This window comes from Pseudorhodoplanes sp., assembly GCA_032027085.1.
Taxonomy (GTDB): domain Bacteria; phylum Pseudomonadota; class Alphaproteobacteria; order Rhizobiales; family Xanthobacteraceae; genus Pseudorhodoplanes.
In genome coordinates, this window is record JAVSMS010000001.1 from 4226100 (window position 1) to 4240011 (window position 13912).

Genomic DNA, 13912 nt, shown 5'->3' on the forward strand with positions numbered 1-13912 from the left:
ACTCGTGGACGGATGATTTAGACATGTGCGGCTGACGTGTGGCAGACACCCAAACGGAATTTCACGTCTTGCGCCGCCCCTTTGTATTGCCTTGAACCGCAGTTGACGGCGGTTTCAGGAAGGCGTCGAACCGCTCCTTGACGATGGCGTAGCACTCGCACGATGCCTTTTCGAGGCCCGGACGATCATGAACGCGAATCCTCCCCCGACGATAACTGATGAGTCCGGCCGTCTGCAGCGACTGCGCTGCAAGCGTCACCGATTTACGATTGGCACCCAGCATGTTGGACAAGAACTCGTGCGTGTATGGCAGGGCTTCACCTTCAGCTCGATCATGCATCATCAAGAGCCATCGGCACATTCTCTCTTCCGTCGTATGCAAGGCATTACATGCCACAGTCTGCTGAACCTGTGACAGCAGCGTCTCCGAATAGCTGACGAAGAGATCGCGCACATGTTCGCTGCGCTTGAATTCCGACTGCAACACTTCGATCGGACAGCGAAGCGTGCCACCCTCCAGTTGAACAAGACACCGATTGAAAGAAACACGACTATACATGGCCGCGAAGAGGCCGAATGCGCCTTCGCGTCCTATGTTTGCCGTCTCTATTGCCGAGCCGTTTTCCAGAACGGTTAACAGAGAGAGGACGGCGCCCTGTGGGAAGTAGGCGTGCTTGAGGAGCCCACCCGCCTCGCAGACGACGGCACCAAGCTTGAACTTGATGGGCTCAAGGTGGGGGTCGATCTGCTTGCGGCTGGCGCTCTCCATTGCGCCGAGCAACCAATTGGCTTGCGCATCATTTGTTCGACCTTTGGACATGGCGCGTCATCAATTCTGGTAATTGGTTCGGTTAAGTCCGCCCGATCGGACTACTGCGGCGTTTAATCCAGCCAATTATCCGCCCATCAACAAACCTGAGTCTGTACAAGACAGATCATCTTTTGGCTAACTTAAGCTCTTAAATGAGGGTTTGGACGTTGCGTTATCGCGCGACGGCACCGACCAGCACGCCGATATCGATCGTCGGAAAACTCTCGGCAGACGAGCAAAATGCGATTTAGCGGATCGTAAGCGAAGCCATGTAGCAGCTTTGCGATCAGGTACGCGAGCGTAAGACAGCTTGTGCGTTTGTCCGAAAACTCGCGCGGCGAACTCGGTGGAAAAACTCGCTAGCTTTTTTAAGCGCCCAAAGAATTCGAACGTCCTCCCCCTAGATTGACGGAACAACTGCAGATCTCTTCGCAAGCCAAGTAACGCAAAATAAGTACGTCGACTTTGCAATTGTCATCGCAACTAACTTTGCAATCGGACCCATCCCGGGGCCGTCCATGAGGAAGTCTTTTGGGTCGAACGGCGGTGGACGTGTGGCCGCCAAGGCACGTCCTTCCGCATCGTGAGGCACCGCCGCGGGTCTCGGTCTTGAATCACAGGTAACGTCCGACTGTTTTTGACTCGTGAGCAATATAGCACAGATTGCCGCACCGTCCGGCTGTAACTTCGCAGCCTATGCACAGATCGTCACCCCGCTGGATGCGATCGAGCTACTCAATTGGTATCAGGAGTTCTTGTCATGAACAAATCGTTTGGAATTGTTGTCGCAGCCTCGATTGCGGCTACTGCACCGTGGCTCGTCGCGCCCGCAACTGCAGCACCAATATCGTCGCCGTCAGCTTTGCAGAATGCCATGCCGTTGGCAGTCGAAGCCGTGCAGTACCGTCGCCACGGCTATCGCGGCCAAAGAGGCGGCTATCGCGGCTACAGCGGCGGCTATCGTGGCCACAGAAACAGAATGGGAGGTGCCGGCCTCGGTCTCGCCGCGGGCGCATTAATCGGCGGTGCGATCATCGGGGCGACGCAGCCTCGCGCCGACGGCCGCGCATACTGTCTGCAGCGTTTCAGGTCCTATGACGTGGCCTCGGGGACCTATCTCGGCTTCGACGGCATGCGCCATCCTTGCCCGTGACGATCAAGGGCACAAGTCTTAGTGGGTCTGCCTTGGGTCAGTTGACAGCAGGAAATGACCGGAGTTTTTCTCCGCGCAATCTGCGTCTACTGGCTTGGGGCTTGACCCAGCACTGACGGAGGAAATCATGGATAAGGACCGAACGGCCGGGTCGGCGAAGCAGGTCAAAGGCGCTCTCAAGCAGGCGGTCGACAGGGTAGTTGGTGATGCTAAGCTAAGTCGGAGGGACAGGCGGACAAGGTCGAGGGCAAGATTCAGAACTCCATCGGCGGGCTCAAGGACACGCTCAAAGGGAAATAGGAGGCACCGCTGATTGCGGTCTGATCAAGCAGCTTGTTCCATAGGCCATTTCGTATCTTTCGGCACGTGCAGCAAGTTCGGCTGAATGCCCTACCTTGAGCAATATGGATCAGATTCCGCTTCGTTCGGCCGGTAAGCTGATCATCTTAGTGCTTTCAATGTTGAAGGCGCGCGCACGCTGTAATCGGAGCGCCAATGAACATTTTCTACATTCTCGGCGTCGTGGTCGTGATTGTCCTCATTGCGGGCTTCTTAGGACTACGCGTTTGAACGAGCAATTCGAAAAGCGACTTCGGACATGATCTCCTCGTGCTGCGGATGCCACCAGGCAGCACGAGAATGAACGGCCGGTGACCGATCCTGTATTGTCGGATGGCGACAGGCCTTGATCGCGCACTAAGACAACCGTCCTTTCGAAATTACTAACATTGCAGCCGCGCCGCTGAGCGCTCTCTTCTTGATGTTTGCTTGTCAGCACTGGGTGCGAAGGGGCACGGGGGCAACCCGATCAATATCCGAGACATTCGACAAGAGCCGGAACGTTAAGGCCCAGCAGAGAGTTGAACATGCGGGGCGACTGAAAGCACAAAATGAAAATCGCGCAGATCGCGCCCCTCGTCGAAAGCGTACCTCCACGCCTCTATGGCGGAACCGAGCGCATCGTTTCCTACCTGACCGAGGAACTGGTAGCGCTAGGCCACGACGTGACGCTGTTCGCGAGCGGCGACTCGATCACCGCGGCGACGCTCGCGTCCTGCGTGCCCAAGTCGCTGCGGCTCGACGCCGGTGTCCGAGATCCGATCCCCTATTACATGCTGATGTTGGACCGGGTGCGTCAGCGCGCCAGCGAGTTCGACATCTTCCACTTCCATATCGACCAGTTCCATTTCCCACTTTTTCGTCCCTTTGCAGAGCGCACCGTCACCACGCTGCACGGCCGGCAGGACTTGCCCGATCTGCTCCCGTTGTACCTGGGTTTCGGTGACATGCCGCTGGTATCGATCTCGAAGGCACAGCGACGCCCGGTGCCGAAAGCAAACTTTGCGGCCACCGTCTATCACGGTCTGCCGTTGGCTCTGCATCACTTCAACGAGCATCCGCGACAGGATTATGTGGCCTTTCTCGGGCGCATCTCGCCGGAAAAACGGCCCGACCGAGCCATCTCGATTGCGCGCGCGCTTGGCATTCCGCTCAAGATCGCAGCCAAGGTGGATCGCGCCGACGAAAACTATTTCCGGACGGAGATCGCGCCATTGCTCGATGGTCCCGGCGTCGAGTTTATTGGAGAGATCAACGAGCAGCAGAAGACCCGGTTTCTGGGAGAGTCGCAGGCGCTATTGTTTCCTATCGACTGGCCGGAGCCCTTCGGTCTCTCCATGATCGAGGCCATGGCCTGCGGCACGCCGGTACTGGCATTTCGCTGCGGCTCGGTTCCGGAGATCGTCGATGACGGCATCACCGGCGCCATTGTCAATACGCTGGAGGAGGCGGTCGCGGCGCTGCCGCGAGTCATTGCGCTTGATCGCAAGAAGGTGCGGAAGCGTTTCGAACAACGCTTCTCCGCCAACCGCATGGCAAATGACTATGTCAACGTTTACCGCCAGCTTTTGGCAGCGCCGCATCGTATCGGTAACGGGCGAGATACCCGGCAGCATCCAGATGACGGCGCCGATGTCTTGAGGTCCCACGTTGCTTAAGCACGCCCAGAGCGCAACGCTAGTCGACGAAGACACCGAGACTCCGTCCTACATTCGAGAAAACCGCGTCCTCCACGAGGCTCGATGCTCGACAGCCATGTCCACATCGACGCGGATCCTGGAGGCCCGGCAACTTCAATAATGAGGAACAGGGAGAATTCGCGTATGACGACCCTCAATATGCCGAAGAGAACCAGCCCGAAGGCCGTTCCTTCCAAGGATCAAGGCCACCCAACTGAGAGGCGGTTCAGGCTTCAAGTCGATCGACAAACAAAAGCATCGTTCTCAACGCTTGCCGATGCCGAGAAAGCCGCGGCTTCGATCAGGGCGGCGCACCCGATCGTCAAAGTTGCCATCTATGATGCCGAAGAGAGCCAACAAGTCGTGCTTGGCGTCTAGGAATGCGGGAGCATCGTCGATGCCGGGTCGGCGGCGCACTCTTGATGTTGACCTGAAATTTTCGCACGTTGCTGAGCTATTTTATACAGATCGCCGTTCTGCAAATCGCTAATTTTCATACCTCGAAGATCGGAGTGTCAGTCGTTGGCTTCATCCGTGGCAAACGACAAATTCGCGTCTCTCGAGTGCAGACCGATCGTTCAGCGGATTGGAAGCCCATAGCAAGGGAAAAACGCCATGAAGAAAGCAATGATACTCGCCAGTGCAGCGCTGGCTAGCATAGCTCTTTTATCCGGTCCGGCAGGAGCACAAGGAGCGCCGCAGACGGTGGGAGTAGCCGCGGTTGATGCTAATAAGTTATCAGTCGGCCACCGCGCGTCCAAACTCATCGGCAGCACCGTGTTGAACAATGCCAATGAATCGATCGGCAAAATCGACGACATCCTCGTGAGCTCCGACGGCAAGGAGCCATACGCCGTGATCTCGGTGGGGACGTTTCTAGGAATGGGCGGGCGCCTGATCATTGTGCGGTACGACAGCCTTACGCTCGTCGACAAAAAGGTCGTGTTGGCGAACGGCACCAAGGAAGGGCTCACGGCGTTGCCCGAGTTCAACTACGCCGTTCAATGATCTGCCCGAGGCAGTGTGCAATTTTGCACGGACGGGCATAGAACCCACACCTAAGCTTCACTTTCTGGGCGTCCTCAATGTCCCCCATTTGCCCCCCAGACGCCCCGTCAGGGCCCCGGCTGGCACGAGCCCGCCGGGGTTCCTACTGCCTCTGGCCCAAAGGCAGAGCCTATGCACGACCAATCGATTCTGGATACGAGCGTGGCAATCGATCATATCGAGCGCGAATTTTTCAGAGCAAGCCAGCCGCGACTACAGGGCGTCAGTGTCGGCTTCGGTGGCCATTCGGCGACTACAGCTATAGCTTCGGTCATGGGTCGCGACCATCGGCAACATGTCGCTGCTCTGATCTGAGAGAATCCGAAGCGACCGAAGGACAAGGTTAGGCCAAAAGGGCAAGCTGGTTAGGTATCTGCGCATGGATCAACACGGAATCAATGCTCATGAAGCGTCCGATTCCTGGGCCCTGGCGCATGGGCTGGGCCGCTATCGAGAGCCGGATTGCACGCGGAGCATCTTCGAGGTCATGATCACGGCAGGACCGTTTGCCCTCTTGTGGGTCTTGATTTGGGCCGGTCTCGATGCCGGCTATTGGATTGGCTTGCTGCTTGCCATTCCGACCGCAGGCTTCCTCGTGCGCCTCTTCATGATCCAGCACGACTGCGGCCATGGATCGTTCTTCCGCCATCGTCTCGCAAACGATTGGGTAGGACGTGTCATCGGCGTGCTGACATTGACGCCGTATGACTTCTGGCGGCGTGCCCACGCCTTGCATCATGCTGGCTCGGGCAATCTCGATCGGCGTGGAATTGGCGACATCGATACACTGACCGTGCGCGAGTTCCTGGCGCTGCCCAAGGGACGTCGGCTCTTATACCGCTTGTACCGGCATCCGATCGTGATGTTCGGCGTTGGACCGGCGTATCTGTTTATCTTTCGGCATCGGCTGCCGCCACAAGGACATAATTATCATGGATATCACCACTCTTCTCATCATTGTAGTCATCCTTCTGCTCCTTGGCGGCGGCTGGTACGGCCGTGGACGCTGGTTCGGCAGGTGATTGCAGGCTGAGTTAAGGCAAGCTTTCTAAAGCAGTACGATTAGAGAATTCGCCAGCGATCGCAGGATCGCGCGTGCTCTTTCGACGCAATGTTTTTGCGTGGCTCATCAGCCACTTCCCAGGAGGGAATCATGACGGAAATTATGACCAACGCCACCCCACATGCTGATTCTCGGAACACCGCCTCAGATCATGAGGCCCCACTGACAACGCCGATAGCGGGCATCGACGATGCCGCGTTGGCCGGTAGCGCGAGGGCCAGCAAGCTGATCGGCAGCGATGTCTACAAGGGCGACGCGGCCATAGGCCAAATCGAAGATGTTTTGGTTGAGCTTGATCACGCCACGTCGACAGCATTTATCCTTTCTCTTGGTGGCTTCCTTGGGATCGGGCGGAAACTGGTTGCCGTGCCGGTTAATCAAATCAAGGTTGGCAGCGAGGGCAGGATCATGACTGACCTTACAGAAGCGCAACTTGCCAGTGCGCCCGCCTTCGACTTTGGAGCGGTTGATCAGCATTTCCCGGAGGACGCGACCACCCGCGCCGTTTCGCACACCGGTTAGGGACTTGTTTTGCGCTGCCTGAATTTGCACTGAAACCTGTCGATAGTACTGCAATGGCGAAGAAGCAGTTGCAACGCGCGCAAGCCGCAAACCAGATGACTAAAGATCTCGGCCGTTGGGACGACGAAGGCGGGGCGCCCGCCGTGCCGTCACCCTTGCGCTACGATGTGGCTGGTTTGCCAGACACGGAGCGCCGCGTTTTGGAATGCCTCGGCGCCGCCCTGGTCGAGGAGTGGAGTAATCTGCCGACCGATATTCAGCGGACCATCTTTCAGCGGGCGACTGCCGACAAAGCCTATGATCCCGCAGAATTGAGCTCTCGAATCGCGCGCTTCCTGCATGATCACAAGGGCGCTTCCGGCGCCGGGTAGGCGCTGCGGAGACGCGCGCACCTATCTCCCCGGCTGATATCCGGCCAGAGTCGGATATTTGGCAATTCCCGCCGGCAGATAGAACGAGAGTTTGTGGAAATGAACAACCATCTCACGCGGCTTCCCAGGGAGCCGGCAGATCGGCTTACGAGGCCGTTCATGCGGTTCCTGCGCATCGAGGCGATGGCCGGCGTCGTCCTGTTGCTCAGCACGCTCCTCGCTCTGGTACTCTCCAATACAGCGTGGTCCGAGCAATTCCTGGCCTTCTGGGAGATGCACGCGGGGTTCACCCTTGGCGGACTTGAGTTCTCGCGCTCGCTGAAGCACTGGGTCAACGATGGGCTGATGACGCTCTTCTTCTTCGTCATCGCCCTCGAGCTGAAACGCGAGCTGGTGCTGGGAGAGTTGCGAAATCCGCGGATGGCGGCGCTGCCCGTCGCCGCCGCTCTCGGCGGAATGGTGGTTCCGGCTGGCCTATTTCTGCTGCTGGTCGGTGGCGGACCGGGTGCGAGCGGCTGGGGCACTGTCATGTCCACCGATACCGCCTTCGTCATCGGGTGCCTCGCTATCTTGGGGTCGCGCGTTCCGCAAAGCTTACGGCTGTTCCTGCTCTCTCTTGCGATCTTCGACGACATCGGCGCTATTCTGGTCGTTGCGATCGGCTATGGCGGAGCCTTGAACTGGATCGCGATCGGGCTGATCGGGCTCGGGCTTGCCGTCGTGGCTGGGATCGCCCGCCTGGGCATTCGCAGCATCCCGGTCTATTTCGCCGTCGGCGGCGGCATATGGCTGGCGTTCGACACATCGGGCGTCCACGCGACGCTTGCAGGCGTGATTCTCGGATTGATGACCCCAGCGCGAAGCTGGGTGAGCGACACGCGTCTGCATGCCATATTCGACCGTGTTGTCGCCTATCCTCCCGGTGACCACTGGAGTGGCGACAAGGTGGCGCGCCGCGACCTCCGTCAGGCCGGCGTTGCTGCCCGCGAAGCCCTGTCCCCGATCGAGCGCCTGGAATTCGCTCTTCATCCGTGGGTGGCGTTCATGATCATGCCGCTCTTTGCCCTTGCGAACGCTGGCGTTCCGATAGCGGCTGCGAGCTTCGACCACACTCTCACGACGACCATCTTCGCCGCCTTCGTGGTCGGCAAGCCCGTCGGGGTCGTTCTGTTCAGCGTCCTGGCCGTGAAACTGCGCGCGGGAATCCTTCCGAGCGAGTTGTCATGGGGCCTGCTGATCGCCGGAAGTCTGTTGACCGGCATCGGCTTCACCATGGCACTGTTCATTGCCGAATTGGCCTTCGACTCCGTTCTCCTGGACTCTGTCAAGCTCGGCGTGATGGGCGCCTCAGTCATCTCGGCCGCGGCAGGGTTCCTCGCGTTGGTCTGGCTGACATCGTCTAGCAGGCAAGAACGCCACAAGCAGCCTGCCGTGCCGCCCTCACGACAATGGTGACTCCTGTTCTGACGGGCGGAACGTGGAACTGACGCTAACTTCCACCGACATCCCGTCGAAGGCATCGCTCATCCCGACGAAGCTGCCGGCTACGGGAGTCACCTGCCGGATGTCTCGCCCCACTGCGACGGGAATGAGATTGACACCACCAACGCTGCGGTTCGTCGGATCGAAGGTGATCCAGCCCGCGCCCGGCACATAGACTTCCGCCCAGGCATGGGTTGTACCTGCACCTTCGGATCCGACAATCTCCTGAGCCAGATTGTGAAGATAGCCCGACACGATCCGCGCTCCAAATCCGAGCGTCCGAACCGCCTCGATGAAGAGGACGGCGAGGTCGCGGCAGGAGCCCCATCCGCGCTCCAGAGTCTGCACGGGTGACTGCGTGCCCTCCTCGTCGCGACCCTGGTAGGAGACCCATGCCAGGATGCCGGCATTGATGTCCTTGAGGAGCGAAAGCGTGTCGGTCGGATTGCTGCGCACGAAAGCTTGAGTCCATTCGCGCAGTCGTCCTGTTGGATCAGGATGCTGAGGAATTGCCAAGGCACCGAGGTCCGTCCAGTCGTCGTCGCTGTATGGAAAAGGATAGAAGATTGCAGATGCTGCGACATCGAAGATCGGCCATGGGATGGCGTCGAGCTCCAATTCGGCAACGCTATCGATGATCAGGCTCTCGGCCATGCTCTGGAACGGGGCTGTCGCGACCATGTTGCCTGCAACATCCTGCGCCCAGGTCACGACCGCATGTGGCTCTACGGTCAGTTCCATCGACAGCAGATGGAGTTCGCGGCTCTCCCGCGGCCGAAGCATGAGGCGATGAGGGCGCAGGCCGACGGGTTTACCGTAGCGGTAGGTCGTCTTGTGGCGGATTCTCAAGGTGACCATGGCACTCTCTTGTGCGGCGTCCGCACTGCGAATCTTCCACTCATACGGTAGGGCAACCAAATCATGCTGGTGGCATCGCCTGGCGAAGGCCTGAAAGAAATAAGATGTATTCTACGCTTTTGCGATGAACCTGGTGAAATCCTGCCTTTTGGCGGAAAGAGGCCTTGACCTTGTCCGCGAGAGCTAAATGCCCGGCTCAGAGCAACCGCGCAACGATATCTCAAGCTGACCGGGCGTGAGTGGCCGCTGCCGCGCTGACACTGGATATCAAGGCCCTATCGGACCGGCATGGTCGAGAGAGCTTCGCCCGGGATGCGCCGAGCCATTGGGATGACTGTCCGCGAAAGCTGGCGAGACAGAAACACGAGACGATGCATCACCTCGTGCTTCGTGCTGATTGGCGACGATGGTCGCATTCCGATCGGCGATTATACGGTCGCAACGCCAGGTGTCGTGCTATCGGACTGCCCGAGGCGCTCGCGAGACGCCCGCCCTGCTATCAGCGCGTCCAAGTGCCGGTCAGAAAAGTGTAGACATTTTCCTGACCGCATCCGCGCGGATCTGGTGGACGCTTCACTCGTCCTCCATTTGACGTGGCGCGCTCACGAGTGCACTTTCGCCTTTCCTCGCGACGTAGACCTTTCTAACGAATTGCCTAATTGCACTCCACGATACGCTGTAGTTCTCCGGCGACTCAATCGCTCTTTACATCCGCGCGGCCTCGCTTAAATGAAAACAAGAGCGCTTCTTGGAGGAAGAACCTTTCGCGGAAGATACAAGCCGAATATGAGAGCATCGAAACTACTCCAACCTACGCTACCGCCGCCGATAGTACCCTCACGCCCACTCATCTATTTTTGGCTATGTTAATGCGCTGATTTTTCAGCGCAATTTTTTTCGATCGCGCGTCGCGATCCGAACTGCGAACCGACAAAAATTTCTGATGCTGATTTTCAACAGAAAATCGCGCGATTCCGATTCAACGAGGTTTCAGCGACTATCGACAACGATCGGTCGATTTCTTCGCTTCGTCGATCACGCAACGCATTGCACGCCAGCGTGAGAAATACCGTCATCGCTTTAGCACGATCAGCAATCATTCGCCATCGGCCCGCACGCCAAGTCTCTCGCTTAGTACCATCTCGACGGCGTGAAGGCGTGATCGTCGTCGTCGCCGAACAAATGCGCGGCCGCGAACCGCTCCTCGATCGCCTGCGCAGAAAGCCGCGCTTCGCGCTTTGCCAGATGATCCTGTGCCCAGGAGAGGAACGTCGTAAGGCGTGCCGTCGGCTCGGCCGCAACTCCTGTCGTGAGCATGGCGATGAGCCGGCGCAGCCGATCGAGCTCGTCGAGTTCCGCCAGGATGGCCTTAAGCCCGGCGATGCGACGATCCTCGATATGCTTGGCGCGCTCCGCCAGTTCGCGCCGGCGTCGCTCTTCCTCCCTTCTCCGCTCCTCCGCTTCCCTCTTGAGCCGTTGCTCTGTCTTTGCCGCAGCGAGCACCGCTAGCCCGACGCCGATCTCGCTCGCCATGGTCTCGAGCCGTTGGATCTTGGCGTCGCGGAAGCTGCGACGAGGGCCCGCGCCTCCTCCGAACACATAGACCTGCTCGAACTCGAACGAGAGCCGACCTGTCGGGTGATAGTCCCATTCCGGAAATCGCGGCCTGTCGAGGAGCACCGCATCCCAAGCATTGCGCCGTGCCGCCAGGTCGCGCTTGCGTTGCCACGCCTCCTCCTTGCTACGCTCGGCGTCGGTCAACACATGCTTCTCGCGCTTGACCAGCTCGGAGATCGAAAAACCGATGACTTCGGTCTCAGATTTGAAGTGCGCCGCGCCCTCACCGCCGACAAGCTGGAATCTCTGCAAGGAAGCCGCCCGTACAATCCGCGGCAGGATGACTGCGAGGCGATCGACAGATCGCGGCGCAACCTCGCACCTGATGAGTCCACCTTGGCTGACGGCGACCAGTCCGATATCGGATGGTTTCGCCTTTCTGAGCGTGGCGATGGTGCGTTCGACGATCGGGTGCGGCGGTGCCGCTTCGTTGTCGTCGCCGTCGGATGCCTGTATGCGTGCCTGTTCGCGTGCGGCTGCCAGATTGGCCGATTCACGACTGAACTCACCATCGGCAATCGTGATCCTGTCGGGACCACCGGGCTTGGCTTCCGGCAATGACGTCTGCTTCACCTTCTTTCCGGCCCCCTTCTTCGCCCACCAGCCAAGCGGTGGGTTGGGGATGCCATGCTTTCTGCAGATCTTGTGGAGCGCAACATCGGAGATGGCGAAGTCTTTCGCCAAATGCGTCATCGGCTTGGACCAGACGAGCTCGTAGAATTGCTCACGCGTGAAGACTCGGGCCACGGTCACCCTCTCGTCAATCCGTACACCTCCGGAGGAGCAATAAAATTCGTTGTTAGGTCAGGTGTTGCCGCACTTCGTGCCGCCACCCAGCGCAGCTCCGTCAGAGAATGTATGCACACTTTCGACGGTTGAGGTCGAGACTCACTCGAGCAGCGACGAAGGTACGTCATCGTCCATTAAACCGGACATCAACTGTCGAGCCCACGATGCTTCCGCACGTTCTGGCACTTCCAGGCAAGCATCGGCATGGCCCCCATGCGAGCGCGGATCTCTGGTGCAACATCCAGCAGATCGGTATTGACCTCCCCACGGTCGAGTACGCAGTCGAGGAACTCCCTCTCGGCCGTCGTCAAGTCGAGAAGGAAGGCAAATTTCTCTCGGCAGAGCGCGACGGTTTCCTCAACCCAAGTGTCGATCGCACGCCGGTCAGCGAAATAGCCGCGCGGCAGACAAATCATAAGCTTTTGCCGAAGCTCGCGCGGATCACCTTTGATGGAATCGATTGACACTGTTCGCCAGTCTCGGCGCCCGCAGGCGCCAAAAGCGAGCATGGCGGCCTTGATCTTTTTCCAGTCGAGTCCATCGAGCGACAGGATGCGGCGCGCGTCAAAAAGATCGCGCGCTGCGTGCCGGTCGAAGAGTGCAACAAGCTTGCCGGCGACGATCTCATGGAGGTCGAGGACCAGCACTTGTTCTGCTCGTACGCCACCAAGCGCTGTAGAAGGCATACGAGCGGCGCCGAACAACGGCTGTCGCGCCATATAATTCACATCGAGCTCCAACGTGGCGTTTCCGCCCAACGCGGAGGCAAAGCGCAGAAGCCACTTGCCGCCCGCATGCTCGTCAGGCCGGCGTCGAACGACATAGCCTTGAGATGCGAGGAGACGGTTCAGAGCAGCTTCGACCTCTGGCCGCTCAGCTTCCATCGCCGATCGCTCAAGCGCGCCGATATAGTTGAGGTCGATATCAACCGACAGCCGGTCGAGACCGAGATGAAAGACATTGAGCGCCGTGCCGCCCTTGAGAGCGAGCCGTTCACTCAAGATGGTATCGCCCGCGGTTTCCTGCAGGATATCGAGCAGCCGGAGTACCTTTTCGAGCGTCCCGGCCTGATGACCGGTATCGTCGGCAATCCGCTGAAGCGTCTGAATCGAAGGCGCCGCCATTCACAGCCCCTCGAACCGGCGTTCTACGACGTCGACGGGCAGGATTACGTTCCAGCCCTTGGCCGTCCTCCCCTCTCCCGGCCTGGCGCCCAGGGCATAACGAGCCTGACGCGGTGCCATCGCGTGCAGTTGCCGGAGCGCTGCGTCGGGAATGCCAAGCCGCTTTTGTTCGCGCTCGAGCCAGAAGCCCAGCGCACCGGCCGCCGCCGCGTTGCCGAGCGCGCGCATGTGGCGAACCAGTGCTGCAGCATCGACCCGTGCCACGAGGTCGAGAGAGTTGAACAGCTCATCCGCCCCGCCGGCGAGTTCGTAGCGGTCGAACAGATCTGCGATCGTGCGCTCGACTGTCGTGACGCGAACGTCGAGCCCCATGCGGTCAACTACCGTCACCCCGTCCTTCAATTCTCCATCTCGTCGGGCGAAGCCGCGCGGCGGCTTGACGAAGCGGCAGGAGAAGCCGGCGGCTTCGAGCACGCCTGGCTCACCGGGTGCGATCACCTGGACCTCATACCCCTCCGTGTAGGCGGAGCCGTGCAGCTCCAGCGCCGAGTGATAGGCGATGACAGCGCCCCGGCGCAGTCGGGATGCTGCCAAGAACCGATCGACCGACCACTTTCGGGCGTCGGCGTGTTTGGGAACGGAAGCGAAGACGCCCCGCGCGACCCGCTTGATGTTGCCGGCTTGAAGGTGCTGAGCAAGCATCGCGGTGACGACCTTGTCACTCGGGTCCCGGCCTACCGCAGCCGCGTACTCCGCGCGGTCGAAGACCGGATGCGCGCTAAAGAAAGGGGCGGAGACGAGCCGGGACATGACATGAACTACTTTGTCTCAGTCTGACATAACCATATATGAGATATGGCTCAATCCGTCAACGGAAGAGTCCAGCTTCCCAATGTGATCCTTCTCGTACACAGGCCTTAGCCACATCTCATATATTGCTTCATACAGTCGCAACAAAGTTATGACCTGGGCGGCCTGAGGCGGAGGCAGTCCATTCGGTGCGCCATTCTCTTCACTATCGATTGCCGCAGCGGGGATCAGTTCGTTGCTCCTGCTA

General features: G+C 59.2%; 12 protein-coding genes and 1 pseudogene. 8 read left to right on the forward strand and 5 right to left on the reverse strand.

Going from position 1 to position 13912, the window contains the following annotated elements:
- Positions 1 to 61 precede the first annotated feature (61 nt).
- Complete coding sequence (locus RO009_20720; GenBank protein ID MDT3687458.1) at positions 62 to 820, reverse strand: Crp/Fnr family transcriptional regulator; 759 nt, start codon at positions 818 to 820, stop codon at positions 62 to 64.
- 751 nt (positions 821 to 1571) lie between these two features.
- On the opposite strand from RO009_20720, the gene RO009_20725 reads away from it, so the two are divergent.
- The 8 genes and pseudogenes from RO009_20725 (at position 1572) to nhaA (ending at position 8440) form a co-directional block, all read left to right on the forward strand.
- Positions 1572 to 1964 (forward strand): BA14K family protein, encoded by a 393-nt coding sequence (locus RO009_20725; protein ID MDT3687459.1) that lies wholly within the window; start codon positions 1572 to 1574, stop codon positions 1962 to 1964.
- Between the two features lie 890 nt (positions 1965 to 2854).
- Entirely contained in the window at positions 2855 to 3961 is a 1107-nt protein-coding gene (locus tag RO009_20730) for a glycosyltransferase family 4 protein (protein ID MDT3687460.1), read from the forward strand.
- A gap of 165 nt (positions 3962 to 4126) precedes the next feature.
- Positions 4127 to 4360, forward strand: a complete 234-nt coding sequence (locus tag RO009_20735) for a hypothetical protein (protein ID MDT3687461.1) — start codon at positions 4127 to 4129, stop codon at positions 4358 to 4360.
- 237 nt (positions 4361 to 4597) lie between these two features.
- Complete coding sequence (locus tag RO009_20740; protein ID MDT3687462.1) at positions 4598 to 4990, forward strand: PRC-barrel domain-containing protein; 393 nt, start codon at positions 4598 to 4600, stop codon at positions 4988 to 4990.
- Positions 4991 to 5408: 418 nt separating this feature from the next.
- Positions 5409 to 5939, forward strand: a pseudogene (locus RO009_20745) (fatty acid desaturase).
- A 243-nt stretch (positions 5940 to 6182) separates the two neighbouring features.
- Complete coding sequence (locus tag RO009_20750) at positions 6183 to 6614, forward strand: PRC-barrel domain-containing protein (GenBank protein ID MDT3687463.1); 432 nt, start codon at positions 6183 to 6185, stop codon at positions 6612 to 6614.
- A 53-nt stretch (positions 6615 to 6667) separates the two neighbouring features.
- Positions 6668 to 6985, forward strand: coding sequence for a hypothetical protein (locus tag RO009_20755; GenBank protein ID MDT3687464.1), 318 nt, complete (start codon positions 6668 to 6670; stop codon positions 6983 to 6985).
- A gap of 99 nt (positions 6986 to 7084) precedes the next feature.
- On the forward strand, positions 7085 to 8440 hold the full coding sequence (gene nhaA / locus RO009_20760; GenBank protein MDT3687465.1) for a Na+/H+ antiporter NhaA: 1356 nt from the start codon (positions 7085 to 7087) through the stop codon (positions 8438 to 8440).
- Here nhaA and RO009_20765 read toward each other — a convergent pair.
- From RO009_20765 to RO009_20780, 4 genes are all read right to left on the reverse strand, one after another.
- Positions 8426 to 9325 (reverse strand): transglutaminase family protein, encoded by a 900-nt coding sequence (locus tag RO009_20765; protein MDT3687466.1) that lies wholly within the window; start codon positions 9323 to 9325, stop codon positions 8426 to 8428. The two genes, nhaA and RO009_20765, sit on opposite strands and share 15 nt — an antisense overlap.
- Before the next feature lie 1131 nt (positions 9326 to 10456).
- Positions 10457 to 11689: a hypothetical protein gene (locus RO009_20770; GenBank protein MDT3687467.1), complete on the reverse strand. Its 1233-nt coding sequence runs from the start codon at positions 11687 to 11689 to the stop codon at positions 10457 to 10459.
- Between the two features lie 188 nt (positions 11690 to 11877).
- Complete coding sequence (locus RO009_20775) at positions 11878 to 12855, reverse strand: nucleotidyl transferase AbiEii/AbiGii toxin family protein (protein MDT3687468.1); 978 nt, start codon at positions 12853 to 12855, stop codon at positions 11878 to 11880.
- Positions 12856 to 13665, reverse strand: coding sequence for a hypothetical protein (locus RO009_20780; protein MDT3687469.1), 810 nt, complete (start codon positions 13663 to 13665; stop codon positions 12856 to 12858). It lies immediately after the preceding gene.
- Positions 13666 to 13912: the final 247 nt, after the last annotated feature.

Coding starts and splice junctions, on each gene's coding strand:
- RO009_20720 (MDT3687458.1), bottom strand. CDS start 820: ATGTCCAAAGGTCGAACAAATGATGCGCAAGCCAATTGGTTGCTCGGC.
- RO009_20725 (MDT3687459.1), top strand. CDS start 1,572: ATGAACAAATCGTTTGGAATTGTTGTCGCAGCCTCGATTGCGGCTACT.
- RO009_20730 (MDT3687460.1), top strand. CDS start 2,855: ATGAAAATCGCGCAGATCGCGCCCCTCGTCGAAAGCGTACCTCCACGC.
- RO009_20735 (MDT3687461.1), top strand. CDS start 4,127: ATGACGACCCTCAATATGCCGAAGAGAACCAGCCCGAAGGCCGTTCCT.
- RO009_20740 (MDT3687462.1), top strand. CDS start 4,598: ATGAAGAAAGCAATGATACTCGCCAGTGCAGCGCTGGCTAGCATAGCT.
- RO009_20750 (MDT3687463.1), top strand. CDS start 6,183: ATGACGGAAATTATGACCAACGCCACCCCACATGCTGATTCTCGGAAC.
- RO009_20755 (MDT3687464.1), top strand. CDS start 6,668: ATGGCGAAGAAGCAGTTGCAACGCGCGCAAGCCGCAAACCAGATGACT.
- nhaA (MDT3687465.1), top strand. CDS start 7,085: ATGAACAACCATCTCACGCGGCTTCCCAGGGAGCCGGCAGATCGGCTT.
- RO009_20765 (MDT3687466.1), bottom strand. CDS start 9,325: ATGGTCACCTTGAGAATCCGCCACAAGACGACCTACCGCTACGGTAAA.
- RO009_20775 (MDT3687468.1), bottom strand. CDS start 12,855: ATGGCGGCGCCTTCGATTCAGACGCTTCAGCGGATTGCCGACGATACC.
- RO009_20780 (MDT3687469.1), bottom strand. CDS start 13,665: ATGTCCCGGCTCGTCTCCGCCCCTTTCTTTAGCGCGCATCCGGTCTTC.